General features: G+C 67.1%; 25 protein-coding genes. 11 read left to right on the top strand and 14 right to left on the bottom strand.

Annotation, left to right across the window (positions count from 1 at the left end):
* The first annotated feature begins 8 nt into the window (after window positions 1-8).
* The 3 genes from ACFVUS_RS18665 (at window position 9) to ACFVUS_RS18675 (ending at window position 2,703) form a co-directional block, all read left to right on the top strand.
* Complete coding sequence (locus ACFVUS_RS18665) at window positions 9-1,064, top strand: acyl-CoA dehydrogenase family protein (protein WP_387767406.1); 1,056 nt, start codon at window positions 9-11, stop codon at window positions 1,062-1,064.
* A gap of 40 nt (window positions 1,065-1,104) precedes the next feature.
* Complete coding sequence (locus ACFVUS_RS18670) at window positions 1,105-2,148, top strand: acyl-CoA dehydrogenase family protein (RefSeq protein ID WP_387767409.1); 1,044 nt, start codon at window positions 1,105-1,107, stop codon at window positions 2,146-2,148.
* Between the two features lie 231 nt (window positions 2,149-2,379).
* Complete coding sequence (locus tag ACFVUS_RS18675; RefSeq protein ID WP_375963870.1) at window positions 2,380-2,703, top strand: heavy metal-binding domain-containing protein; 324 nt, start codon at window positions 2,380-2,382, stop codon at window positions 2,701-2,703.
* 12 nt (window positions 2,704-2,715) lie between these two features.
* Here ACFVUS_RS18675 and ACFVUS_RS18680 read toward each other — a convergent pair whose 3' ends face one another.
* The gene (locus ACFVUS_RS18680) at window positions 2,716-4,113 is read right to left on the bottom strand and encodes an amino acid permease (RefSeq protein WP_387767412.1); all 1,398 of its coding nucleotides are present in this window, start codon (window positions 4,111-4,113) and stop codon (window positions 2,716-2,718) included.
* Between the two features lie 85 nt (window positions 4,114-4,198).
* On the opposite strand from ACFVUS_RS18680, the gene ACFVUS_RS18685 reads away from it, so the two are divergent.
* Window positions 4,199-4,951 (top strand): DUF427 domain-containing protein, encoded by a 753-nt coding sequence (locus ACFVUS_RS18685; protein ID WP_387767415.1) that lies wholly within the window; start codon window positions 4,199-4,201, stop codon window positions 4,949-4,951.
* 56 nt (window positions 4,952-5,007) lie between these two features.
* Here the strand turns inward: ACFVUS_RS18685 and ACFVUS_RS18690 are convergent, their stop codons facing one another.
* The 4 genes from ACFVUS_RS18690 to ACFVUS_RS18705 all read right to left on the bottom strand — a co-directional run bounded on the left by ACFVUS_RS18690 (window position 5,008) and on the right by ACFVUS_RS18705 (window position 10,582).
* The gene (locus ACFVUS_RS18690; protein ID WP_387767418.1) at window positions 5,008-6,609 is read right to left on the bottom strand and encodes an ABC transporter ATP-binding protein; all 1,602 of its coding nucleotides are present in this window, start codon (window positions 6,607-6,609) and stop codon (window positions 5,008-5,010) included.
* A gap of 235 nt (window positions 6,610-6,844) precedes the next feature.
* Complete coding sequence (locus ACFVUS_RS18695) at window positions 6,845-7,660, bottom strand: ABC transporter permease (protein ID WP_387767421.1); 816 nt, start codon at window positions 7,658-7,660, stop codon at window positions 6,845-6,847.
* A gap of 67 nt (window positions 7,661-7,727) precedes the next feature.
* Complete coding sequence (locus tag ACFVUS_RS18700) at window positions 7,728-8,657, bottom strand: ABC transporter permease (RefSeq protein WP_387767424.1); 930 nt, start codon at window positions 8,655-8,657, stop codon at window positions 7,728-7,730.
* A 383-nt stretch (window positions 8,658-9,040) separates the two neighbouring features.
* A complete protein-coding gene (locus ACFVUS_RS18705) occupies window positions 9,041-10,582 on the bottom strand; it encodes an ABC transporter substrate-binding protein (protein WP_387767427.1) in 1,542 nt (513 codons plus the stop codon).
* A 133-nt stretch (window positions 10,583-10,715) separates the two neighbouring features.
* On the opposite strand from ACFVUS_RS18705, the gene ACFVUS_RS18710 reads away from it, so the two are divergent.
* Window positions 10,716-11,126 (top strand): cupin domain-containing protein, encoded by a 411-nt coding sequence (locus tag ACFVUS_RS18710; protein ID WP_387767430.1) that lies wholly within the window; start codon window positions 10,716-10,718, stop codon window positions 11,124-11,126.
* On the opposite strand, the gene ACFVUS_RS18715 is transcribed toward ACFVUS_RS18710, so the two are convergent.
* Window positions 11,123-11,452, bottom strand: a complete 330-nt coding sequence (locus ACFVUS_RS18715) for a hypothetical protein (RefSeq protein WP_364637774.1) — start codon at window positions 11,450-11,452, stop codon at window positions 11,123-11,125. The two genes, ACFVUS_RS18710 and ACFVUS_RS18715, sit on opposite strands and share 4 nt — an antisense overlap.
* Entirely contained in the window at window positions 11,452-12,663 is a 1,212-nt protein-coding gene (locus ACFVUS_RS18720) for a Rieske 2Fe-2S domain-containing protein (protein ID WP_387767434.1), read from the bottom strand. The genes ACFVUS_RS18715 and ACFVUS_RS18720 overlap by 1 nt, the downstream gene beginning before the upstream one ends.
* 214 nt (window positions 12,664-12,877) lie before the next feature.
* Between ACFVUS_RS18720 and hsaA the strand changes: the two genes are divergently transcribed.
* The 4 genes from hsaA to hsaB are packed head-to-tail and all read left to right on the top strand — an operon-like array spanning window position 12,878 to window position 16,424.
* A complete protein-coding gene (gene hsaA, locus ACFVUS_RS18725) occupies window positions 12,878-14,047 on the top strand; it encodes a 3-hydroxy-9,10-secoandrosta-1,3,5(10)-triene-9,17-dione monooxygenase oxygenase subunit (protein ID WP_387767437.1) in 1,170 nt (389 codons plus the stop codon).
* 3 nt (window positions 14,048-14,050) lie between these two features.
* Window positions 14,051-14,929, top strand: a complete 879-nt coding sequence (hsaD, locus tag ACFVUS_RS18730) for a 4,5:9,10-diseco-3-hydroxy-5,9,17-trioxoandrosta-1(10),2-diene-4-oate hydrolase (RefSeq protein WP_364637768.1) — start codon at window positions 14,051-14,053, stop codon at window positions 14,927-14,929.
* A 2-nt stretch (window positions 14,930-14,931) separates the two neighbouring features.
* Window positions 14,932-15,831 (top strand): iron-dependent extradiol dioxygenase HsaC, encoded by a 900-nt coding sequence (hsaC, locus tag ACFVUS_RS18735; protein ID WP_387767441.1) that lies wholly within the window; start codon window positions 14,932-14,934, stop codon window positions 15,829-15,831.
* Window positions 15,832-15,845: 14 nt separating this feature from the next.
* Window positions 15,846-16,424: a 3-hydroxy-9,10-secoandrosta-1,3,5(10)-triene-9,17-dione monooxygenase reductase subunit gene (hsaB, locus tag ACFVUS_RS18740; RefSeq protein ID WP_387767444.1), complete on the top strand. Its 579-nt coding sequence runs from the start codon at window positions 15,846-15,848 to the stop codon at window positions 16,422-16,424.
* An 85-nt stretch (window positions 16,425-16,509) separates the two neighbouring features.
* On the opposite strand, the gene ACFVUS_RS18745 is transcribed toward hsaB, so the two are convergent.
* From ACFVUS_RS18745 to ACFVUS_RS18760, 4 genes are all read right to left on the bottom strand, one after another.
* A complete protein-coding gene (locus ACFVUS_RS18745; RefSeq protein ID WP_387767447.1) occupies window positions 16,510-17,442 on the bottom strand; it encodes an AraC family transcriptional regulator in 933 nt (310 codons plus the stop codon).
* An 80-nt stretch (window positions 17,443-17,522) separates the two neighbouring features.
* Complete coding sequence (locus ACFVUS_RS18750) at window positions 17,523-18,449, bottom strand: NADP-dependent oxidoreductase (protein ID WP_387767450.1); 927 nt, start codon at window positions 18,447-18,449, stop codon at window positions 17,523-17,525.
* Between the two features lie 122 nt (window positions 18,450-18,571).
* Window positions 18,572-19,246, bottom strand: coding sequence for a hypothetical protein (locus ACFVUS_RS18755; protein WP_387767453.1), 675 nt, complete (start codon window positions 19,244-19,246; stop codon window positions 18,572-18,574).
* 78 nt (window positions 19,247-19,324) lie between these two features.
* A complete protein-coding gene (locus ACFVUS_RS18760; RefSeq protein WP_387767456.1) occupies window positions 19,325-19,564 on the bottom strand; it encodes a glutaredoxin family protein in 240 nt (79 codons plus the stop codon).
* Between the two features lie 83 nt (window positions 19,565-19,647).
* On the opposite strand from ACFVUS_RS18760, the gene ACFVUS_RS18765 reads away from it, so the two are divergent.
* Complete coding sequence (locus tag ACFVUS_RS18765) at window positions 19,648-19,857, top strand: DUF433 domain-containing protein (RefSeq protein WP_364637754.1); 210 nt, start codon at window positions 19,648-19,650, stop codon at window positions 19,855-19,857.
* Window positions 19,858-19,937: 80 nt separating this feature from the next.
* Here the strand turns inward: ACFVUS_RS18765 and dmpG are convergent, their stop codons facing one another.
* Genes dmpG through ACFVUS_RS18780 form a run of 3 tightly spaced genes read right to left on the bottom strand, consistent with a single transcriptional unit; the run spans window position 19,938 to window position 22,722 of the window.
* The gene (gene dmpG, locus ACFVUS_RS18770) at window positions 19,938-20,990 is read right to left on the bottom strand and encodes a 4-hydroxy-2-oxovalerate aldolase (RefSeq protein ID WP_364637752.1); all 1,053 of its coding nucleotides are present in this window, start codon (window positions 20,988-20,990) and stop codon (window positions 19,938-19,940) included.
* A gap of 14 nt (window positions 20,991-21,004) precedes the next feature.
* Window positions 21,005-21,913, bottom strand: coding sequence for an acetaldehyde dehydrogenase (acetylating) (locus ACFVUS_RS18775; protein WP_354989731.1), 909 nt, complete (start codon window positions 21,911-21,913; stop codon window positions 21,005-21,007).
* A 23-nt stretch (window positions 21,914-21,936) separates the two neighbouring features.
* The gene (locus tag ACFVUS_RS18780; protein WP_387767461.1) at window positions 21,937-22,722 is read right to left on the bottom strand and encodes a 2-keto-4-pentenoate hydratase; all 786 of its coding nucleotides are present in this window, start codon (window positions 22,720-22,722) and stop codon (window positions 21,937-21,939) included.
* A 152-nt stretch (window positions 22,723-22,874) separates the two neighbouring features.
* Between ACFVUS_RS18780 and kstD the strand changes: the two genes are divergently transcribed.
* On the top strand, window positions 22,875-24,581 hold the full coding sequence (kstD, locus tag ACFVUS_RS18785; RefSeq protein WP_387767464.1) for a 3-oxosteroid 1-dehydrogenase: 1,707 nt from the start codon (window positions 22,875-22,877) through the stop codon (window positions 24,579-24,581).
* Window positions 24,582-24,781 lie beyond the last annotated feature (200 nt).

Genomic DNA, 24,781 nt, shown 5'->3' on the forward strand with positions numbered 1-24,781 from the left:
AGGACGACATGCGATTCGCACTTACCGCTGAACAGATCGATTTCGCCGCCAGCCTGCGCAAAATGGGCGAGGCGGCCAAGACGCCCGGCGTCGTACGCGCCTGGGGCGCGGGCGATTCCGCGTCCGGGAAGGCGCTGCTCGGACAGCTCGCCGAAGCCGGTGCGCTGGGCCTGACCATCACCGAGGACAACGGCGGCTTCGGCGCGGGGCCGGTCGAGTTGATCGTGGCCTTCACCGAGATCGGCCGGGCCGCCGCGCCGGGACCGCTGGTGGAGACCGCCGCCGCGATTCCCGCACTGCTGCAGGCGCTTCCGGATGCGGCCGCGGCGGCGGAATGGCTGCCGCAGTTCGCCGAGGGCGCGAAGCTGGGCACCCTCGCCATCGCCCCCGGCACGGGATCCACGTCGGGAGCCAGCGCGCTCGCCGCATCCGGCACCCCGGTGGCGCTCGACGCCGATATCGCCGATCTGGTGCTGCTCGCCGAGGGTGATCGGGTTTCCATCGCCGTCGCGGGCGAGCAGGCCAAATCCGTCGACGCCGCCCGCCGCCTCTTCCCGGTGACCGCCGACACGGTGCTCGCCGAGGGCGAAGGCGTCGGCGCCGCAATCGATCTGGCCTTCGACACCGCCGCGCTGGCCACTGCCGCGCAGTTGCTCGGCGCGGGTCGCGCACTGCTCGACACCAGCGTCGAGTACGTCAAGCAGCGCCAGCAGTTCGGCAAGCCGATCGGCCAGTACCAGGCCATCAAGCATCACCTGGCCAATGTCTCGATCGGGCTGGAGATGGCGCAGCCGCTGCTCTACCGTGCCGCCCTCACCCTGGAGGCCGGAGCGGACGCCACCGTGCGCGCTCGCGATATCTCCGCGGCCAAACTGGCCTGCGGTGAGGCGGCGTACCAGGCGGCCCGCATCGCCCTCCAGGTGCACGGCGCGATCGGTTACACCGCCGAATGCGATCTGTCGCTGTGGTTGACCAAGGTCACCGCGCTCCGTTCCGCCTGGGGCACACCGGCTTTCCACCGCACCCGCATCGCGACCGCCTTGCGCGACGGTGCGGCGGCGTGAATCACCTTCAACGACAGCTCGACACGATGGGAGCCGACGCATGAGCATTACGGCTGAGCAGCAGGAACTCGCCGGGACCGTGCGCGCGGTGCTGGCCAAGCACGGTGACAGCGCGGCCATGCGGCGCGGGCTGGAGGCCGAGCGTGGCTATGACGAGCAGCTGTGGAAGCTGCTGTGCGAGCAGGTGGGCGTCGCGGCGCTCGCCATTCCGGAGGAGTTCGGCGGCGTCGGCGTCGGCCTGGTCGAATCCCTGCTGGTGGTCGAGGAATTGGGTCGTACGCTGTCCGCGCCGCCGATGCTCGGTTCCGCCGTGCTCGGTGTACAGGCGCTGCTGCTGGCGGGCGACGCCGAGGCCAATGAGCGGCTGCTGCCCGAGGTCGCCGAGGGTGTGCGCACCCTGGCGCTGTGCTGGGCCGGACCGTCCGGCTGGGACGCCTTCGGCGTCCGTGCCGAGGGCGAAACCGTCTCCGGCACCGCGCATTACGTGCTGGACGGCGCATACGCGGAGACCCTGCTGGTGCTCACCGCCGACGGCCTCTACGAGGTCGACGGCGCCGCCGAGGGCGTCACCCGCACGGTCGTCCCCACCATGGACCCGACCCGCCGCCTGACGACCATCGAGTTCGCCTCTGCCCCGGCGCGTGCGCTGGGCACGGTCGATCTGCCGCGCCTGCGCGAAATCGCCTGGGCCGCGGTCACCGCAGAACAGCTCGGCGCGGCCGAGCGCTGCCTCGACATGACGGTCGAGTACAGCAAATCCCGCGTGCAGTTCGGCCGCCCGATCGGCAGCTTCCAGGCCCTCAAGCACCGCATGGCCGATATGTACGTGCTGGTGGAATCCACCCGCTCGGTCGCCTACCTGGCCATATCGGAGCTGGCGAACGGCACCGCCGAAGCCATCGACGTCGCCTCGGCCCGCATCCACGCCACCACCACGCTCAACTCGGTGGTGTCGGAAACCGTTCAGCTGCACGGCGGCATCGCCATCACCTGGGAGCACGACGCGCACCTGTTCTTCAAGCGCGCCCACGGTGACGCCCAGCTCTTCGGCACCCCGGCCCGTCCGCTGGCCCGCCCGGCGTAGTCGGCGCGAACGCCACGGGGAGCACGCTCGACCGCGTGCTCCCCTTTTTCTTGCCGCCAGGTGAACCTTTCATCTCGCACCCTCCGGGAGCGCGCGCGGCCGTCGTACGATCCGATCATGAATCAGCCCATGCCGCCCCAACAGCAGTTTCCCCACCCGCAGCAGGGTCAGCAGCCGTACCAGCAGGGCATGCAGCAACCGCCGCAGCAGCAGCCCGCGCCGCAGTTCCCGATCCTGGTCTCCACCATGAACGACGTACCCGGCAGCAAAGTCGTGCGGGTCTTCGGCGAGGTGGCGGGCCTGACCGTTCGCAGTCGTGGTTTGGGCGCGAACTTCAGCGCGGGATTCCGCGCGCTGGGCGGCGGCGAGATCCACGAATACACGCAGCTGCTCTATCAGTCGCGCCACGAGGCGGTCATGCGAATGTGCCAGCACGCCATGTACTTCGGCGCGAACGCGGTGATCGCCATGCGCTTCGACTGCAATGAGATCGCCAACACCATGAGCGAGGTGGCGGCCTACGGCACGGCCGTGCTGCTGGAGCCCATCGAGTAGGCCCCGGAATACTCAGTGCCGCAGCACTTCCACTTCGTGAACGGGCGGCTTCTTGCCGAAGCGTTTGCGGAGCGGGTACAGGGCGGCCACCGCCAGGAGGCTGATTGTGGAGGCCAGCAATTGGTTTCGCTGATCCGGATTGGTGGCCATAGCGACGAAGACCGCCAGGATGGCGACGATCACGGCCCAGGAGATGTAGGGGTAGCCCCACATGCGATAGGTGAGCGCGGAGGGGTCCTCGCGGCGCAGGCGGGCGCGTAAACGCAACTGGGAGAGCATGATCGCCACGTAGACGAAGGCCAGGACGACGCCGATGGAGTTCACCAGGAACGTGAAGACCTGGTCGGGCGAGACGTAGGAGGCGATGACCGCGCCCCACGCCGCGACCGTGCCGAGCAGCACTGCCCGCGAAGGGACGCCGCGGCTGTTGACCTTGACCAGGGCGGCGGGGGCGTCACCGTCGCGGGTGAGGACATACAGCATCCGGGAGGAAACGTAGATGGCCGAATTCAGAACGGAGAGAACGGCTGTCAGGATGACGACCTGCATGATGGTGCCCGCGGCGGGAATGCCCATATGGTCCAGGGCGCTGACGAACGGGCTCTGTAGTACGTGGGCGTCGTTCCACGGCAGGATGGTCACGACCAGGAAGATCGAGGCCACGTAGAAGAGGCCGACGCGCCACAGCACGTTATTGGTGGCCCGCGCCACGGCCTGGCCGGGCTCCTTCGATTCGGCGGCCGCGACCGTCACGATCTCGGTGCCGCCGAAGGCGAACATGACGATGACGATGGCGGAGAAGATGCCGGTAATGCCATTGGGTGCGAAACCGCCGAATGCGGTGAGGTTGCCGAAACCGCTCTCGGCGTCCGGCCAGAGGCCGAAGACCCAGGCCGCGCCGATCACCAGGAACAGCACGATGGCCACGACCTTGATCGAGGCGAACCAGAATTCGAACTCGCCGAACGATTTCACCGAGACCAGATTGACGGCGGTCATCAGGGTCAGCAGTGCGGCCGAGAGCACCCACTGCGGCAGATCGATCCAGTTCGCGAGGATGGCCGCGCCCGCGACGGCTTCCGCGCCGACCAGGATGACGTAGAGGTACCAGTACAGCCAGCCGATGGTGAATCCGGCGAACGGGCCCATCGACATGCGCGCGTATTCGGCGAGCGAGCCCGCGACCGGGCGGACGACCACCATTTCGCCGAGGGCCCGCATGACGCAGAGCACGAGCAGTCCGGCGGCGGCGTAGGACAGGATGGCGGCCGGGCCGGCGGTGCCGATCACCGAACCGCTACCGACGAACAGGCCCGCGCCGATCGCGCCGCCGATGGCGAGCATGGTCATGTGGCGGCGGCGCAGCCCGGTCCGCAGTCCCTGCTGCTCGGTGCTGAGCGTTTCCGACATCTGGCCGCCTTCAGGTTATTGCTCGAATGTTGCCCGAACACCATAGCGGGCCTGCTCCTTCCGCCCCGGAGTACCGTCGGGAGGTATGTCCGAAACGAAGACGGATCAGGTGCGCGTGCTGCCGTGTGCCAAACGAGTACGCGTCTATCTGGGCGGTCAGCTGGCCGTCGACACCATCGAGTCCAGGCTGGTGTGGGAGCACAATTACTTCCCCACCTACTACTTCCCGGCCGATGAACTGCGGGTCAAGCTCGAGCCGACCGGCGACACCCGCACCGCGAACCACCTCGGTACACCTGTCGGCTTCGATGTCATCGCCGACGGTCATACCGCCCCGGGCGCGGCCGTGCGCTACCTCGACTCCCCCACCCCCGAGCTACAGGACCTGGTCCGGCTCGAACCGACGGCCATGGATGCCTGGTTCGAAGAGGACGAGCCCATCTACGGCCATCCCCGCGACCCCTTCCACCGGGTGGACATCCTCTCCAGCTCCCGGCATATCCGCGTCGAGATCGACGGGCAGACCGTGGCCGAATCCCGCAACCCGCGCATCCTCTTCGAGACCGGCCTCCCCGCGCGCTACTACCTGCCGCTCACCGATATTCGCCTGGATCTACTCGAGGACTCCGACACCGAAACGCTCTGCCCGTACAAGGGCAACGCCGAATACTGGAGCGTGAAACTCGGCGAGGACATCTACCGCGACATCGTCTGGATCTACCGCACCCCCACCGCGGAGAGCCAGAAGATCGCGGGCTTCGCCAGCTTCTACAACGAGAAGGTCGACATCTGGGTGGACGGCGTCCGCGAGGAACGACCCGAATCCCCTTTCAGCTGACGGGAAACCGGCAACCGATCCGAGCGCCCCGGCACGCTGCGGGCGCCCGTGACAGCTCAGCGGCCCGCGACCGTCGCGCCCCCGAATAGCGCCCTGGTGGCCGCATGCGCGGGCGCAGCGAAAACCGTTGCGGTGCTGCCCGATTCCACGACCCGACCGCTATCCAGCACGGTAACCGACTCGGTGCGTTCGGCTATCAACTCCAGGTCGTGCGCGATGAGCACCAGCGCCACACCGCGCTCTTCGCGCAGCCCGGCCAGCAAGTCCATGATCGCGGCGGCGGTGTTGCGGTCCAGCGCGGAGGTGATCTCATCGCAGATCAGCACCTCCGGCTCCGCCGCCAACGCCCGCGCGATGGACACCCGCTGCCGCTGCCCACCGGACAATTCATGCGGATACCGTTGCGCGAAACCGGATTCCAGCTCGACCTGCTCCAGCAATTCGGCCACCCGCGCCGCCACCGACCCGGAGCGCCGATGCAACCGCAAGGGCCGCGCCAGCGTCTCCCCCACGGTGCGACTCGGATTCAACGCACCCAGAGGATTCTGCGGTACCAACTGAATCCGCCTGCGCTGCTCCCGATTCCGCCGCTGCCACTGCGGCCGAAGGGCGAGGCCGTCCAAAGCGATGCTTCCCGAACTCGCTCCCTGCAACCCCACGACGGCCCGCGCCAAGCTGGTCTTCCCCGACCCGGAAGGACCCACGACACCAACCGCGGACCCTGCCGCAACCACCAGGTCGACATCGTGCAGCACACGCGGGCCTCCCGGGAACTCGACTACCACCCCACGCACCGAGAGCAGCGGCTCCCGCTCCGCCACAACGGGTTCCGCGTCCGCGAACATACCCGCTCGCACGGCGTATATCCGCCCGTCGGTCGGCGTGGCCCCCGCTGCCGTCGCAGGTCCGGGATCCGACGGTTCCGGACCACTCGCGGATAGCGAGGCGAGGGATGCGGTTTCCAACAGCGGCGTGCTCGGCGCGGCCTGGGATGCACCCGGGTTCAGGTCGACGACATCGTCGGCGATACGGGCCACCAGCTCCGGATCGTGGCAGGCGAAAACGATGGTGAGGCCGCGGGTCCGGGCGAGATGGACCAGCAGGTCGCCTATTTCGTCACGGAGGGTCGGGTGCAGCCCCGCCGTCGGCTCGTCCAGTAGGAGCAGATCCGGGTGCCGGGCCAGGGCGCGGGCGAGCGCGACCCGGCGCTGCTGGCCACCGGAGAGCGCACCGGGTCGCCGCGCGGTGAACACGGGTTCGGCGGGGAGTTGGACCTCGGCGAGCAAGGTGGGAAGTTCGGCGGGATCGACGGCGAGCTCACGGATGAGGCTGCGGACCTTCATTCGCGGATTCAGTCCGGACCCCGGGTCCTGCCCCACGAACGCCATTCGGGTACGCCGCAATTCACGCAGTCCCCGATCATCGGCGGCAAAGATGTCATGACCGAGCACCTCGACAGTTCCCGCTACCCGCGCCGAACCGGGCGGCAGCAGTCCGGTCAGACTGCGCAACAACGTGGTCTTGCCCGCCCCGGACGCCCCGACGAGCGCGACCAATCGCCCCGCCCCGGCCTCGAAACTCGCCTCGCGCAACAGGAATCCCCCGTCGACCGCCACCGACAAGCCATCGACCCGCACCATGGGGCTCGAATTCGTCACCAACGCACCGCCTTTCGAAAGAACGGCGTCGTGTATCCGGGATACACCACCGGTGCGGCCCTTTTCGGCGACTGCTTCGGCCGGTGTTCCATGCGGGGATGCACCATCACGCCCGGGTCGGCGTCCCGGCCCCCGCTGGTCACAGACGCACTGTTGCGGTCACGCCGCGATGTGTGGCCGGCGCCGATCGCGCGACCGTACTTGGAAACCTGCTGTGGACTCAGCCGGGAAGTCGTCATGGGCGCACCGCTTTTCGGCCGTGTTGGGGTGTGAGAGCGGCGGCGGCCAGGTTGACGCTCATGGCGAGCAGGCCGATCAGGAGGCCGGGGGCTACCACCGACCAGGGGTTGAGCATGATGCCGGGGCCGTTCTCGCGGATCATCAGGGCCCAGTCGGCGGCGGGTGGGTGCGGGCCGATTTGGAGGAATCCGGCGGTGGCCACCAGGTAGGTGGCGGCTACGAAGCGGAGGCCGAACAGGGCCAGCAGGGTGGCGCGGAGGTTGGGGAGCACCTCGCGGAAGATCAGGTGGCCCAGGCGTTCACCGCCCGCGGCGGCGGCTTCCACATAGCCGGACGCGGCGATGGGGGCGGCCGCACCGGCGACCAGGCGCACCGCGTAGGGCACGCCGAGCAGGACCGCTGCGAGCACGATCGTGTACCGGCCACCGTCTCGCCAGGCCAGTGCGATGAGCAGCAGGCCGAGCACCGCGGGCAACAGCATGAGCAGATCGGCGGTGCGGTCGATCACCCGCCCGATCCCGGGGCGCAGCGCACCCAGCGCACCCAGCACCGCCGAGATCGCGGTCACCAGGGCCGCAGCCACCAGTGCGGACACCACGAGTTCGCGCCCGCCACTGAGCAATCGGCTGAGCACATCACGCCCCAGCAGATCCCCGCCGAGCGCCGCACCCGCACCAGGTTCGGCATACGGTCCCGTTACCGGCGTATCGATGGCATGCGGGGCCAGCACGGGTCCCACCAGCGCGAGCACGATCAGCAGCAGCGCGGGCAACAGTCGAATCGCTGTGCCGGAGAGCAGTCTTCGTCTCATGGCCGGTACCTCTCGCCGATGCCCGGCTGATTGCTGCCGTGCCGGGCCGATGCCCGTGGCCCGCCGCTCATCGACGGCCTCCCGCCAGAACATCGCGGGTGATATCCGCGATCAGCAATACAACGGTGATGACCGCACCGGTCAGCGCCGTCACCCCGGCGACCAGGGGTGCGTCACGATCGGTCGCGGCGGAAGCGAGCACCGACCCGATGCCCGGATAGTTGAAGACGACCTCGACGGCGACCGCACCGCCCAGCAGCATGCCGGTCGAGGTGGCGAGACCGGCCACGATGGCGGGCAGCGCCCCCGGCAGCACATGCCGCAGCAGCACCCGCCCGGGTGAGAGCCCGTCCAGGACAGCGGCTTCCACATGCGGCTCGCGAGCCTCATCGGCGAGGGTGGCCCGCGCGATTCGCACATTCCATCCCGTCTGCGGAATGGCCAGCGCCAGCACGGGCAGCACCAGCATGTCCCAGGACGCGGGCGCGCCATCGGATCCCGCGATGGTGACGGCGGGCAGCCATCCCGTCCACAGTGACAGCACCGCCACCAGCGCGATGGCCACCACGAACTCCGGCAATGCCAAAACCGCTGTCGCCGTGCCGGATACCACCCGATCCACCCATCCCCCGGGCCGCAGTGCCGCCCAACCCGCGAGCGCGAGCGAGCACACCGCCGTCAACGCCAGCGCCAGCCCACCCAGCAACAGCGTGTTCGGAAACGCCCCGGACACCAATTCCCGCACCGGCACACCTCGCGCCGAAACCCCGAGGTCCCCGCGCGGCAACCCGCTCATCCACTCCCAGAACCGTTCCAGCACCGGCCGATCCAGCCCCAACTCAACCCGTCGCCGCGCCACATCGGCGGCACTCTCCCCCCGTGCCGCCGTCGCCCGAGCCGCATCCCCGGGCAACAGGTCTACCGCCACGAACACCACGGCGAGCAGAATCCCGAGCAGCACAGCCCGTTTCAGCACCACGATCGCGAAGCCCGACACCAGCCGCCAGGTGGTTGCCAGCCTCGATCGCCCGATCGGCGTGAGCGGCCGCCGACTCCCGTCGCTCGCGCTCTCTCGCGACGGCTGCCCGTCGACTTGGTCGTGCTCGGACTCCGATCGGTCACGGCCTGTCGGTCGATCGGAGGCCGAGTCGCCCGGTGCCCATGCCGGAACCACGGCGTCGGGCGGGTTGCCGCTCACGGTGGTCGGGTCGTCGAACGACGCCTTCCCGCCGGGTATCTCATCAGCGGGTGTGACTGGCGACGTGCGTGCCGACTGGGCGGCGGACGCTGTCCCGCCGAGGGCTTCGTCGCCGGTCGGAAGTGGCGACGTTGGTGCCGCGTCCGACGGCTGTGCGGCGGCGGCGGTCGGCCGGGTGGGGTTCAGCCCGCCAGCCATGTGCGTTCGAGTTGGACTCGGCCGTAGCCGGGGAGGGTGGGGAGGCCCTGGACGGGGGTGCGGGCCAGGTCGATGCCGTCGGCCATGCCCCAGAGGAGGTAGCCGGAGCGGTCGTATTCGAGTTGTTGCAGGGTATGCAGCAGGGTGGTGCGGGCGGCGGGGTCGGCGGTGGAGACGGCGCGCTGGTAGGCGGCGTCGAATTCGGGTTCGCTCCAGGCGGTTTCGTTCTGGCCGCTGCCGGTGACCATGGTCTTGCTGGCGAAGAACAGCACGGAGTCGTTGGTGCCCCAGTAGCCGGTGTAGAGGTCGCCGTGCAGCCAGGTGGAATCCCAGAAGGCGCCGGATTCCTGTTTCACCACGTCGATCTTGACGCCCGCCTCGCGGACCTGGGTGGCGAACAGGGCCGCGGATTCGGCCAGACCGGAGATGTCCTCGGTGGTGTACAGCTGGTAGGTCTTGCCGGTGTCGAAACCCGCCTGGGCGAGTAGCGATTTCGCTCGATCCAGGTCGCGAGCGCGTTGCGGGATATCGCGGGCGTAGTCCGGGTCCCCGGTGCCGAGAATATCGTTGGCGATGCTGCCGTAGCCCGAAAGTGCCTGTGCCACCATGGCTTTCCGATCCACCGCCAGGCGCAGTGCCTCCCGGACCCGGGGATCGGCGTAGGGGCTGCCCGCCGCGGTGCGCATGACGATCGGCATGGCCATATCGTTCGCACGGCGCTGGGTGCGAATATCCTTGCGGTCCTTGGCGGTCCGCGCCGCCACCGCGCCCACGTTGGAGGCCAGGTCGATCTGCCCGGCGAGCAATGCCGTGGACATGGCCTGCGGGCTCTCGAAAATGCTCACCTCGATGGCGTCGAGATACACCTCGCCGCCGTACCAGTCGGGATTGCGGACCAGCCGGGCATTGCCGCCGCGGAACCATTCCAGCTTGAAAGGCCCGGTGCCCGGGGCATTCTCGATATCGGTGGTTCCGGCGGGCACCACGAAGGTGGTGAGCCGGGTCAGCAACGGCAAGTCGGCATTCGGGTAGTCCGAGACGAGCACGACGGTGCCCGGCCCGTCGGCGGTGATGCTCTCGGCCCGCACGCCGGGTAGCCGGGAGGCTCCGGCGGGCGTATTGCGCAGCCGCCGTAGCGAATACACGACATCGTCGGCGGTGACCGGTCTGCCGTCGTGGAATTTCGCACCGGGCGCGAGCGTGAACCGCCAGGTCTTCAGGTCGGCCGAGGACTGCCAGGACGCCGCCAGCCGCGGTTTGGTGACGGGTTTGTCGCCGGGCACGGTCAGGGTGTCGTATCGCAGGCTGAGAATCAGATAGTCGCTCTCATTGGCCTGCGACCCGTGCGGATCCCGGGTGATCGCCCCGGTCCGGCCGAGCGCGCCGACCCGCAGGGTGCCGCCGCGCCGGGGCGGCCCGGACGCCTCCCCGGACCCGACGGAGTCATTCCCTCCGCAGGCCGCGAGCAGTGCGAGTACACCGAGTCCTCCACCCGCCTGGAACATCTGACGCCTGGACAGCTGCAACGTCGTCCTCGATTCACACGGCTATTCGGCGGCTAAGGTTTGCCTACCCTTTCACCTAATCGAGGATAGAATCAACCACCTCGTCAGCGCAGCCGGTCCGCGATACCCGGCGGCCGAACCTACTGTGGAGGCCATGAGCATCGAAAGGCCCAAGCTGGCGGAAGAATTGGATATGTCGCCGCATCCCGAGGGCGGCTGGTATCGCGAGACCTGGCGCAGCGCGGTCGAATTCGAGCCCGAAGGCTATGGCGGCCCGCGCTCCAGCGCGACGGCCATCTATTTCCTGCTGCTGCCCGGTGAGAAATCCGCACCGCATACGGTGCGTTCGGACGAGATCTGGTTCTGGCATCGGGGCGGCCCGCTGCTGCTGAACATCGGGGGCGAGGAGATCGTCCTCGGACCCGATGTCGAGCAGGGGCAGCGGCCCCAGGCGGTTATCCCCGGCGGCGTGAGCCAGGCCGCCCGCCCGGCGGGCGACGACTACGTGCTGGTGAGTTGTGTCGTCGCACCGGGTTTCGACTTCGCCGACTTCCGTCTGGACTAGTCGTCTATTTCGAGCAGGCCCTCGGCCACGGCGTGGTCGATGGTCTTCTCGAGGTTCGGGCAGGAATCCGGTTTGCCGAAGGTCGGACCGGCCTCGGCCATCTTGCGGAATACCGGGCAGTGTTCGGCCGGATTGACCGTCCACTGCACGGTTTTCTGGTTGCTGCTGTGCTTGCGCACCAGCACCTCGGTGCCGCAGGACGCACACGCGATCGGTGTCATCCCGGATTCCATGTAATGCTCTTTGTCCAGCACCGTCTGGGCGCGCACCTGCGCCCGCCGCTCCGGACGGTCCGCGAAATCGGGTGCTTTCGCCCAGGCGGTCATCAGACGCTCGCCTCCTCGGAAGCCGCTGCGGCTTCGGCGGCTTCGCGCTTGCGGCGCATGTTCTCTTCGACCTCGATGCCCCAGGCCTCATTGGCCTTGGTGGTGTCGACCTCGAATTCGAAGCGCTGCTGCGACTTCGGATCGATATCCGCGACGTCCACGTAGAACTGGTCGTACCAGCGGCGCAGCTGGTAGACCGGGCCGTCCTCCTCGGTGAGGAGCGGATTGTCGATCTTGGACTTGTGCTTCCAGATCTCGACGTCCTGCAGGAAGCCCTCGGAGACGCCGTCGGTCATCTTGCGCGCGAAGCCCGCGGCCTGCTCGTCGGGCAGGCCCTTGGGCTTCTCCAGCGTGACACCCCACTGCAGCACGAACGAATCCTGCGTGACCGGGTAGTGGCAGTTGATCAGCACCGTCTTGACCTCGAAACCGCTGTAGCTGTTCAGCAGCGGATTGATCATGTACGACGGACCGAAGTAGGACGCCTCGGACTTGAGCAGCGAATCGATCCCGGCCTCGGCGGCCGCGCCGATATCGGGGCGCCCCTTGGTTTCCAGGAACTGCGTCGCGACGTGACCCTCGAGGACGTTCTTGAAGTACGTCGGGAAGGCGTAGTGGATATAGAAGAAGTGCGCCATATCCACGACGTTGTCGATGATCTCGCGGCAGTTGGCGCCCTCGATGAGCATCGAGTGCCAGGTCCACGGGGTCCAGTCGCCGGACAGCTCCTCGAGAGCATTGCCGTCTTTATCCTGGAACGGCCCGTCGATGTACGGGATCGTCACCTCGTCGGTGGGCTTGCTGCCCTCGTGGTCATGCCAGACGAACAGCTGACCATTGCGCTCGAGCGCGGTCCACGAACGGGTGCGAGCCAGCGGCGGTACGCGCCGGGCATAGGGAATGCCCGTGCACTTGCCGTCGCCGCCCCAGCGCCAATCGTGGAACGGGCAGGCGATGGAATCGCCCTTGACCTCACCCATGGACAGGTCACCGCCGAGGTGCCGGCAGTAGCCGTCGAGGATCTTCAGATCGCCCTTGCTGTCCATGAAGACGACCAGCTTGGTACCGAAGGCCTGAACCGAGTGCGGCTTGCCATCACGGAAGGTGCTGGCGAGTCCCAGGCAATGCCAGCCCCGGGCGTAGCGGGTGGGCATCGCACCCACATCGATCTCGCGAACCTTCCCACGGGGCCCCGGTGGGGTTGTTGACATCGTGATCCTCCTCTGGAAGTACTAGAACACGTTACAAAAATGCGGCGCTTCACGCCAGTTGTTCGTCCAATCAATGGACAAAACGCCTCGTGAGGCGAACAACGCGCGCGCGTGGCATATAGCGGCCACCTGTTCTCGACAGAAATAAGAACGTGTTCTAGTCTCAGAGACAAACGAGAACCGCCCGATTCACCAGGCAGGAGCAACTGGCGCGATGACGCAAGAAGTAGTTGAGCGGGTCGAAGCCCTGCTGCCCACTCTCCGCGAGCGGGCCCAGCAGGCCGAGGATCTCCGGCAGATCCCCGAGGAGTCCATCAAGGACCTGCAGACCGCCGGATTCTTCAAGCTGCTGCAGCCCAAGCAGTGGGGCGGCTACGCCGCCGACCCCGTCGTCTTCTACGACACCGTCCGCAAGATCGCCAGCGCCTGTGGCTCCACCGGCTGGGTCGCGGGCATCATCGGCGTGCACAACTGGCACCTGGCGCTGTTCGATCAGCGTGCGCAGGAAGAGGTCTGGGGCGAGAACACCGACGTCCGCATCTCCTCCTCCTATGCGCCCATGGGCGCCGGCGTGGTCACCGAGGACGCCTCGGGCTACACCGTGAACGGTTCCTGGGCTTGGTCTTCCGGCTCCGGCCACGCGGACTGGGTGGTCGTCGGCGGCCCGGTGATCAAGAACGGCAAGCCGGTCGACTTCGGCAGCTTCCTGATCCCGCGCAGCGAATACGACATCAAGGATGTCTGGAACGTGGTCGGCCTGCGCGGTACCGGCTCCAACACCATCGTGGTGGAGAATGTCTTCGTACCCAAGCACCGGTTCCTCAGCTTCCGCGCCATGGGCGAGCTGAAATCGCCTGGCCTGGAGCAGAATACCGACCCGGTGTACAAGATGCCGTGGGGCACCATCCACCCCACCACCATCTCCACCCCGATCGTCGGCATGGCCTACGGCGCGTACGAGGCGCACGTGGAGCATCAGGGCAAGCGCGTGCGCGCGGCCTACGCCGGTGAGAACGCCAAGGACGATCCGTTCGGCAAGGTGCGCATCGCCGAGGCCGCCAGCGATATCGACGCCGCCTGGCGTCAGCTGTCCGGCAATGTCGCGGACGAATACGCGTATCTGCTTCGCGGCGAAGACGTTCCGTTCGATGTGCGCGCTCGCGCCCGTCGCGACCAGGTGCGCGCCACCGGCCGGGCCGTCGCCTCCATCGACAAGCTGTTCGAGGCCTCGGGCGCCACCGCGCTCGCCAATGGCACTCCGCTGCAGCGCTTCTGGCGTGACGCGCACGCCGGGCGGGTGCACGCGGCCAATGACGCCGAGCGCGCCTACGTCATGTACGGCACGCACGCGTTCGGGCTGCCGATCACCGACACGATGGTGTAGTCCATGACCACTGTTGAAGACATCACCTTCGAGTCGACCTCGAAGTACGCGCAGGTCCGCCCCGACCTGAAGCTGCACTATCACGAGGCGGGCGTCGGCAACGGCCCCACCATCGTGCTGCTGCACGGCGGTGGTCCCGGTGCGTCGTCGTGGTCGAACTTCGCCAAGAACATTCCGGTGCTGGCGCGGGACTTCCACGTGCTGGCCGTCGATCAGCCCGGCTTCGGGCTGTCCGATAAGCCGACCGAGCACCCGCAGTACTTCGTGCACTCGTCCTCGGCGCTGAAGGATCTCCTCGATACCCTCGGCATCACCGAACGCGTGCACCTGCTCGGCAATTCGCTCGGCGGCGGCGCGGCCACCCGGTTCGCGCTGGACTACCCCGATCGCGCGGGCAAACTGGTGCTGATGGGTCCGGGTGGGTTGTCCACCAACCTGTTCGCGCCGGACCCCACCGAGGGCGTCAAGCTGCTGTCGAAGTTCAACTACGAGCCGACGCGCGAGAACCTCGAGGCGTTCCTGCGGATCATGGTCTTCGACCAGAAGCTGATCACGCCGGAACTCATCGACGCGCGCTTCGAATCCGCCAGCAAGCCCGAATCATTGGAAGCCACCCGCGCGATGGGACGCTCCTTCGCCGGAGCCGACTTCGCCAAGGGCATGATCTGGCGTGACGCGTTCAAACTGCGCCAGCCGGTGCTGATGATCTGGGGCCGCGAGGATCGGGTGAACCCGATCGACGGCGCGCTCGTAGCGCTGAAGATGGTGCCGCGCGTGCAATTGCATGTATTCGGCGGCTGCGGACATTGGGCGCAGCTGGAGAAGTTCGACGAATTCAACCGCCTGGCAACCGACTTCCTGCTCGGCGTCAAGGAGAAGTGAGCATGAGCATTCGAGCACTCGGATACATGCGCATCGGGGCCACCGATATGGCGGCCTGGCGTGAGTACGGGCTCAAGGTGCTCGGCATGATGGAGGGCACCGGACCCGATCCGGACGCCCTCTACCTGCGCATGGATGATTTCCCGGCGCGCCTGGTGATCGTGCCGAGCGACGTTGACCGGCTTCAGGTTTCCGGCTGGGAGGTGACCGACGGCCCCGCACTGCAGGTGCTTCGGGAGAAGCTCTCCAAGGCCGGGGTGGCGTTCCGCGAGGGCACCAAGGAGGAGGTCGCCGACCGTCGCGTCGAGGCGCTGATCTCGTTCCAGGATCCGTCCGGCAATGTGCTGGAGGCGTTCCACGGCTCGCAGTACCTGGCGCGGCGTTTCATCAGCCCGTACGGGCACAAGTTCGTCACCGCCGAACAGGGTTTGGGCCACGTCGTGCTCACCTGTGACGACGATGCCGCGGCGCAGGTCTTCTACCAGGACGTACTGGGCTTCCGGCTGCGCGACTCGATGAAGCTGCATCCGCAGATGCTCGGCCGCCCCGCCGACGGCGAACCGGCCTGGCTGCGGTTCTACGGCTGCAACCCGCGCCATCACGCGCTGGCGTTCCTGCCCATGCCCAACCCGACCGGCATCGTGCACCTGATGGTCGAGGTGGAGAATTCCGACGACGTCGGCATGTGCCTGGATCGCGCCAAGCGGCGCAAGGTGAAGATGTCGGCCTCGCTGGGACGGCATATCAATGACAAGATGCTCTCGTTCTATATGAAGACACCGGGCGGATTCGATATCGAATTCGGCTGCGAGGGTTTGGAAGTCGAGGACGAGTCCTGGATCGCGCGGGAATCCACCGCGGTGAGCCTGTGGGGTCACGACTTCACCGTCGGATTCAAGTAAGCGAAGAGGCGGCCATGACAACGACGGACGATCAGCCCGAGATCGACGCACGGCAATTCCGGAATGTGCTGGGGCAGTTCTGCACCGGCATCACCGTCATCACCACCTTCGACGGGGACAGCGCGCCGATCGGGTTCGCCTGCCAGTCGTTCGCCGCACTGTCCCTGGATCCGCCCCTGATCGTGTTCTGCCCCACCAAGGCGTCCAAATCGTGGGCGGCCATCGAGGCCAACGGCAAGTTCTGCGTCAATATCCTCGCCGAGGAACAGCAATCGGTGTGCGCGCGCTTCGGCTCGCGCGAACCGGACAAGTTCGCCGGAGTTCCCTGGAGCACTTCCGCTCTGGAGCTGCCGGTGCTCGACGACGCCCTGGCCACGATCCAGTGCACTGTGGATCAGGTCGTCGACGGCGGTGATCACTACATCGTGATCGGCCGCGTGCAGGCCCTGTCGGAATCCACCGATTCCGGCAGGCCCCTGCTCTTCTACCGCGGGCAGTACACGGCCATCGAGCCGGAGAAGACCGTGCCCGCGCCCTGGCGTGCGGACCTGGAGCACTTCCTCACCACCACCACGCTCGATACCTGGTTGTGAGCTGAGTCGACAGCGCAAGCGCCCCTGTGGAATTCATCCACAGGGGCGCTGTGCATTGTGGATAAGTTGTGCACAGCTGGGGAATTCACGCCGCGGCACGCGCTTGCCGGCGGTATTGCCCAGGGGCTACACCGTATTCGCGCTTGAACGCCTTACCGAAGGCGAACTCCGAGCTGTAGCCCGCGCGGGCGGCGACCCGATCCATCGGCAGATCGTCCTCGCGAAGCAGGCGCGCGGCGGTGGTGAGCCGCCAGCGGGTCAGGTAGGCCAGCGGGGGCTCGCCGACCATGGTGTTGAATTTGCGGGCGAACGCGGCGCGGGACAGGCCGGACGCATCGGCCAGCGATTGCACGGTCCAGGCCGCGGCCGGATCGTCGTGCATGGCGGCCAGTGCCGGGGCGACGGCCGGATCACGCAGGGCCGCAGCCCATCCCACCGCTTCCGAGCGGGGCCGCTCCTCCACCCAGGCGCGCAGGATGTACAGCAGCAGCGAATCGATGAGTGCGGGCACGATACCGTGCGAGCCGAGCCGCGGATTATCCAGCTCGGCGCGCAAAAGTGTTACGGCGGCGGCCAATTCGGGGTGCCGGCCGTCCCGGGCGGGCAGATGGATGAACTCGGGCAGCTGCCGCAGCAGTGGATGCGGGCGCTGCCCGTCCAGGTGATAGTTGCCGCAGAGCAGGCTGGTCACCGGACCATCCCCGCCGATCCGCACCGCGCCGATCGGCGGACGGCCGGTGTACTGATCGGGACGCGATACCGCGGCCGGGGTATCGGGATGGTCGGCGAGCACATGCCCGGAACCGTCCCGCACGAACACCACATCGCCGGTGCCGAGCGCGATCGGTTCGGTGCTGTGCGCGGTGGGGTAGATCCAGCACGAACCGTGCAGCACCACATGGAATCCCGCGCCCGCGGTCTCCGGCAGAGCCAGACCCCACGGGGCGCGGCCCTCGGTGCGCACCGAATTCGGCGCACCGGTTCGCATGGAGGCCAGCGCCTCGCTCAGCACATCCATGCCGTTCTCCTTCGGTTCGGAGCCCGATTCCGCATCGAGCTCCGGGTTCATTATTCGACGGACGATGGTCCGGGACATCCTCAGTCGACCGTGAGCACGATCTTGCCCACCGTGCGACCTTCGGCGACGATCTCGTGCGCCTTGCCCGCATCCGCCAGCGGCAGGGTTTCGGCGACGGTGGGGCGCAGCTTGCCCGCGTCGACGAGTTCCGCGATCGCTTCCAGCGCGGCGTAATCCGGCTCCACCGAGACGCCCGCGAAGCGCCGCCCGGCCGCCTGCACCGTCGCCGCCAGTTCGGCGTTCGGGTGCTCGAGGATACTCACCAGCACCCCGCCCGGCTTCAACACCGTCAGCGATCGCGCGCCATCGGCGACCGAATCGAACACGATGTCGATGTCCTCGACCGCTTCGGTGAAATTGGTTGTGCGGTAGTCGATTACCTCATCGGCACCGAGACCGAGTACATAATCGTGCTTCTCGGCGCTGGCCAGCGCGATCACATACGCACCCCGCGCCTTGGCGATCTGCACCGCCAGATGCCCGACGCCACCGGCGGCCCGGTGAATCAGCACCCGATCCCCCGCCTTGACGCCCGCCCGGTCCACCAACCCCTGCCACGCGGTCAGCGCGGCCAACGGCAGCGCGGCCGCCTCAACATGACTGAGCGACTTGGGCTTACGAGCCACCTGCCGCGAAGGCGTGGCCACGTATTCGGCGTATCCGGTCGCGGCACGAGGGAAGAACGGCATCCCGTACACCTCGTCACCGACCTCGTACCGGGCTCCCGGTCCGGCGGCCTCGACCACCCCTGAGATATCCCAGCCCACCCCGAACGGCGGCTGCCCCAACAACGGGAACGCCCCCGACCGTACCGCCACATCCACCGGGTTCACCGCACTGGCCCGCACCCGGACCAGCACCTCACCCGACAGCAGTTCCGGCTTCGCGATCTCGACCACCTTCAGCACCTCGGGTCCGCCGAAGGATTCCTGAATTACCGCCCGCATCGTCTTCTCCCTCTACCGCTGGTCTCCGGCCACTCCGGCGAACCGAACGAGGACAACGTTATGCGGATCGAACAAGACGATGAATAGCTGAAAATCTCGACTATTTATCCACAAGTCTCACCCTAGTCCAGCGAGATCAGCCCCAGCTGAGCCGCCCGCACCCCCACCTGGAAACGCGTACCGACCTCGAGCCGCACCATCAGATCCGCGACAACCCGCCGATAGGTTCGCAGCGACACCCCCAACTCCCGCGCCGCGACCTCATCCTTGACCCCCTGCGCGAGCGCATCCAGCACCGCCAGCGACCTGTCGTCGAAGCTCGGCTGCCCGATCTCCCTGCGCCCTTCGACCCGGGCCGCCGCCTCCCACGTCATGGTCGCGAACTGATGAATGGTCCCGATCAACACCGGATCCCGCACCAGCACCACATACGGATCCACCGCCCCCACCCCGCTCCACAGCACCGCCGCCCGCCGATCGATGATCAGCGCATTGCGAAACCCGGTGCTGGACACCCGAATAACCGGCCCCACCGCCGAATCCGCCAGCAACGGCAACCGATCCCGAGACTCCAAGAAGTCCGGCGAATACAACACCCGAACCCGCTTCCCGGCCCCGGTCAACTGCCGAACAGCACTGTGCCCCAACACATAATGCCGCTCCCCCCGCAGCGACCCCGACACCGCCACCACGGCCTCACTCCGCACCCCACGCAACAACCGCCGCACATCCCCACCCAGATCCCCACTGGGCCGAATCCGGACAACCCCCGGCACATTCACACTCTGCTGCCGCATACCCCCATCATCAGCCCCGGGAACACCGGTTCGCCAGCATTGGCACTTTCCTGCCAATGGCCGCTACCAGCCGCGACGCTAATCCGCGAGGGCTGCCGCGAGGTCGGCGTTGGTGGGTTCGATGAGGACTGTGCCGTTGGGGAAGACCACTACGGGGATGTTCTTGCGGCCGTTGGCGAGGGCGATGGCCTTTTCGCGGGCGGTGTCGTCGTGTTCGACGTCCATCTCGGTGAAGGGGATGTGGTTTTCGCGGAGCCAGGTTTTCGCTCGGCGGCAGTCGCCGCACCAGTCGGCTCCGTAGAGGACGATGTCGGTCATGGGTTGACAGTAGAGGACAAGTCATAGGGTGGGATCACCGCAACCACAGAGTTCGGTTAGGGTGCGACCCTAGAATTCGGGGCATGTCCTATCAGGAGCGGATTACCTTCGATCCGGCCGTCTGCGGTGGCAGGGCGGTGATTCGAGGGATGCGCTATCCCGTGGAGCTGGTGCTCGAGCTGCTCGCGGCGGGGGTGTCGGTCGAGGAGATTCTCGGCGATCATCCCGATTTGGAAGCCGATGACGTATTCGCGGCGCTCGGATACGCGACACTGGCGGTCGCCGTTCCTTGACTGCGCGGTTGAGCGGTGCGTGAACGACGAACTGGGCCGCAACCGAAAGTGGTTGCGGCCCAGTTCGTTATGCCAGCGGATCAGGCGGTGACCGCCGCCTGCTCGCGCTGGAGTTCCAGGGCGATATCGATGAGCTGGTCTTCCTGGCCGCCGACCAGCTTGCGCTTGCCCGCGCGCACCAGCATTTCGGCGGCGGAGACGCCGTAGCGCTCGGCCTGGCGCTCCGCGTGCCGCAGGAAGGACGAGTAGACGCCCGCGTAACCCATCATCAGGGCCTGGCGGTCCAGCAGGCATTCGCTCGGCATGGCCGGGCGCACAACGTCTTCCGCCGCGTCGGTGATGGCGAAGAAGTCGACGCCGGTCTTGACGCCGAGCTTGTCACAGACGCCGATGAAGGCCTCGACGGGCAGGTTGCCCGCGCCCGCGCCGAAGCGGCGCGCCGAACCGTCGATCTGGGTGGCGCCGGCGCGCACCGCGTACACCGAGTTCGCGACGGCCAGGCCCAGGTTCTCGTGGCCGTGGAAACCGACCTGCGCGTCATCGCCGAGCTCGGCGACCAGCGCGGACACGCGATCCGAAACCTGTTCCAGCACAAGGGCACCGGCGGAGTCGACGACGTAGACGCACTGGCAGCCCGCATCGGCCATGATGCGCGCCTGCTTGGCGAGCAGCTCCGGGGTGGTGGAGTGCGCCATCATGAGGAAGCCGACGGTCTCGAGACCCAGATCCCGTGCGTAACCGAAGTGCTGGATGGAGACATCGGCCTCCGTGCAGTGCGTGGCGATGCGGCAGATGGACGCGCCGTTGTCCTGCGAGATCTTGATGTCTTCCTTGACGCCCACTCCGGGCAGCATGAGGAAGGCGATCTTGGCCTGTTTGGCGGTCTCCGCGGCGGCCTTGATCAGTTCCTGCTCAGGGGTTTTGGAGAAACCGTAGTTGAACGAGGAACCGGCGAGGCCGTCGCCGTGGGTGACCTCGATGACCGGCACGCCGGAGGCATCGAGGGCGCCGACGATATCGCGGACCTCGGTGACGGTGAACTGGTGGCGCTTGTGATGCGAGCCGTCGCGGAGCGAGGTGTCCGTGACGCGCACATCGAGTTCGCCCGAGAAGGGCTTCAGCACATTGCTCATGGTTGAGTTCTCCCTTACACCCGAGCCGAGAGGATCTGATCGGCCAGCACGTCGCCGACCTTGGTGGCCGCAGCCGTCATGATGTCCAGGTTGCCCGCGTACGGCGGCAGGAAGTCGCCCGCGCCCTCGACCTCGACGAAGATCGAGACCTTCGCCAGGCCACCGGAGACCAGCGAGGGCTCGTCGAACTGCGGATCGTTGAGCAGACGATAACCGGGCACGTATTCCTGGATGGACTTCTCCATGCGGAAGATCGACTCGCTGATCGCATCGCGGTCGGCGTCCTCGGGAATCGCGCAGAAGATGGTGTCGCGCATGATCATCGGCGGCTCGGCCGGGTTCAGAATGATGATCGCCTTGCCACGCTCGGCACCGCCGATGCTCACCACGCCGTTGGAGGTGGTCTTGGTGAACTCGTCGATATTCGCGCGAGTGCCGGGACCGGCCGACACCGAGGAAACCGAGGCCACGATCTCGGCGTAGGACACCGGAACGACCCGGGAGACCGCGTTGACCATCGGAATCGTCGCCTGGCCACCACAGGTGATCATGTTGACGTTCATGGCATCGCGCAGCGAGTCCAGGTTCACCGGCGGAATGACGGCGGGGCCGACGGCCGCGGGGGTGAGGTCGACCGCGCGGATACCCGCGGCCTCGTACTTCGGCGCGTAAGCCCGGTGCACGTACGCCGAGGTGGCCTCGAACAGCAGATCGGGCTTCTCGTCAAGGGCGAGCAGCCAATCCGCGCCCTCGGGGGAGGTCTCGAGGCCCAGGCCGCGAGCGCGCTTGAGGCCCTCGGACTCCGGGTCGATGCCGACCATCCAGCGCGGCTCGATCTTGTCCGAACGCAGCAGCTTGTACAGCAGATCGGTGCTGATATTGCCGGACCCGACGATCGCGGCGGTGACTTTGCTTGCGGTCACGGCTTTCTCCTACTTCGGTGAGCTCAGCTGAAAGACAGGTGGACGGAGCCGAGTCCGGTGAACTCGGCGATGAACTCGTCACCCGGACGGGCGTCGATGGCACGGGTGCAGGAGCCCGGCAGGATGATGTCTCCGGCCTTGAGGCGCACGCCGAACTGGGCGACCTTGCGGGCCAGCCACGCCACCGCGATGGTGGGGTCGCCGAGCACGGCGTCGGAGCGGCCCTCGGCGATGACCTCGCCATTGCGGGTCAGCACGGCGTCGATTGCCTTGATGTCCAACTGATCCGGGGCCACGCGCTGCTTGCCGAGGACGAATCCGGCCGAGGAGGCGTTATCGGCGATGGTGTCACACAGGCCGATCTTCCAGTCCTTGATGCGGGTGTCGATCAACTCGATGGAGGGCGCGTAGGCGACGGTGGCCTTCAGCACGTCTTCCTCGGTGCAGTCCTCGCCCGGCAGATCCGCGCCCAGAATGAAGCCGACCTCGACCTCGACGCGCGGGTACAGGAACTTGGCGGTGTCGACCGGAACGTCTTCGAAGACCTCCATCTCCTCGAGGAGATGTCCGTAGTCGGGTTCGTCCACGCCCATCATCTGCTGCATGGCCTTGGAGGACAGGCCCACCTTGTGACCCACCACCTTGGCCCCGCCCGCGAACCGCCGACGCATATTGATCAGTTGGATCTCGTAGGCATCGACCACGTCGATGTCGGGATGCCGCGCGACCAGCGGGTCGAGCGCGATACGGTCCCGTTCTGCGACGGCGAGTTCGTCCGCGAGTTCCTTACGAAGCGCGTCGGTCAGCACGCTGTGTTCCTTCCATCAGGGGGGCCAGGTGATGGCCAAGCAGTTACGAGACTAGAAACTGAAACGAGTTTTTGTGAAGTAAATCGCCTCAGCAGTCCCACCTGCCAGACCAACATAGACCAAACCAGGATTGATTCTATAACGTGTTCTACATGACTGATCGGGATTACGACGTGGTGGTGGTCGGCAGCGGTGCCGCCGGTATGACCGCCGCCCTCACCGCCGCACACCGCGGTCTGCGCGTGGTGCTCATCGAGAAAGCCGCGCATTACGGCGGATCCACCGCCCGCTCGGGCGGTGGTGTCTGGATTCCGGGCAATAAGGCGCTCAAGGCGTCGGGACGCCCCGACGACCGCGAGGAAGCGCGCACCTACCTGCGCAGCATCATCGGCGACGTGGTGCCCGCCGACAAGATCGATACCTATATCGACCGCGGCGCGGAAGCTTTCGACTTCGTGCTGGACCACTCCGCACTGAAGATGAAGTGGGTACCGGGCTACTCCGACTACTACCCGGAGGCACCGGGCGGCAAGGCGGACGGCCGCTCCTGCGAACCCAAGCCGCTGAACCTCAAGATCCTCGGCGCCGAACGCTTCAACCTGGAACCGCCCTACTCCAAGGCTCCGCTGAATGTCGTTATCCTGCAGGCGGATTACAAGAAGCTGAACCTGCTGCGCCGCCATCCCATCGGCTTCGCCACCGTGCTGCGCGTCGGAACCCGCTGGGCCTGGGGCAAAGTCACCGGCAAGGCGCTCGTCGGCATGGGCCAGGCGATCATCGCCGGTATGCGCAAGGGCCTGCTGGACGCGAATGTGCCTGTGCTGCTGAACACTCCGCTCACCGGACTGGTCATCGAGAACGGTGTCGTCACCGGCGTCGAGGCCGAGCAGAACGGCGAGACCGTCCGCTTCAACGCCAAGTACGGCGTCATCCTGGGCGCGGGCGGCTTCGAGCACAACGCCGATATGCGGCACAAGTACCAGCGTGAACCCATCACCACCGAATGGACCACCGGTGCGGCCGCCAATACCGGCGACGCCATCCGCGCGGGCCTGGAAGCCGGTGCGGCCGTTGACTTCATGGAAGACGCCTGGTGGGGTCCCACCACGCTCAAGGGCCAGGGCAAGCCGTGGTTCGCACTCGCCGAGCGCAATCTGCCGGGATGCATCATCGTCAACGACGAAGGCAAGCGATTCGGTAATGAGTCCGCTCCTTACGTCGAGGCTGTGCACACCATGTACGGCGGCGAATACGGGCAGGGTGATGGTCCGGGCGAGAACGTGCCCTCGTGGCTGGTTTTCGACCAGCGCTACCGGAGTCGCTACATCTTCGCTGGTCTGCAGCCCGGTCAGCGTTTTCCGTCCCGCTGGATGGAAAACGACAACATCGTCGTGGCGCCGACCTTGGCCGAACTCGCCGAGAAGCTGGGCGTGCCCGCCGATAGCCTGACCGCGACCGTGGAACGCTTCAACGGGTTCGTGGACAGCGGCGTCGACGAGGACTTCCAGCGCGGAAAGAGCGCCTACGACCGGTACTACGGCGATCCGACCATCAAGCCGAACCCCTGCCTGAACAAGCTCGAGGTCGGCCCGTTCTACGGTGTCCGCATGTACCCGGGCGACCTCGGCACCAAGGGCGGCCTGGTCACCGATAACGACGGCCGCGTGCTCCGCGAGGACAGCACCGTCATCGAGGGCCTCTACGCGGCGGGCAATACCTCCTCCCCCGTCATGGGTCACACCTACGCCGGTCCCGGCGCGACCATCGGACCCGCGATCACCTTCGGCTATCTCGCCGCGCTCGATATCGCCGCCAAGGCGAAGAACGGCGCGGCCGTGACGGCCGACCAGAACTCCTGAACTGTCCCAACCCAGTTCAGGACGGGTTGGGCGCGAGTCGGGTCACGTCGTACCCGCGCCCAACCCACCCCCTGCCCGTCGCACCGCCGGAACCCCCTGCCCGGTGGCGCGGCGGGCATCACACACTGAAATGTCACCGGGGTAGCTGTCCCGGCGAGCGGGCGCGCCGCTTGCCGCGCGCGGCCCGTGCACCGGAGTAT

The organism is Nocardia sp. NPDC058058 (assembly GCF_042885355.1).
Taxonomy (GTDB): domain Bacteria; phylum Actinomycetota; class Actinomycetes; order Mycobacteriales; family Mycobacteriaceae; genus Nocardia.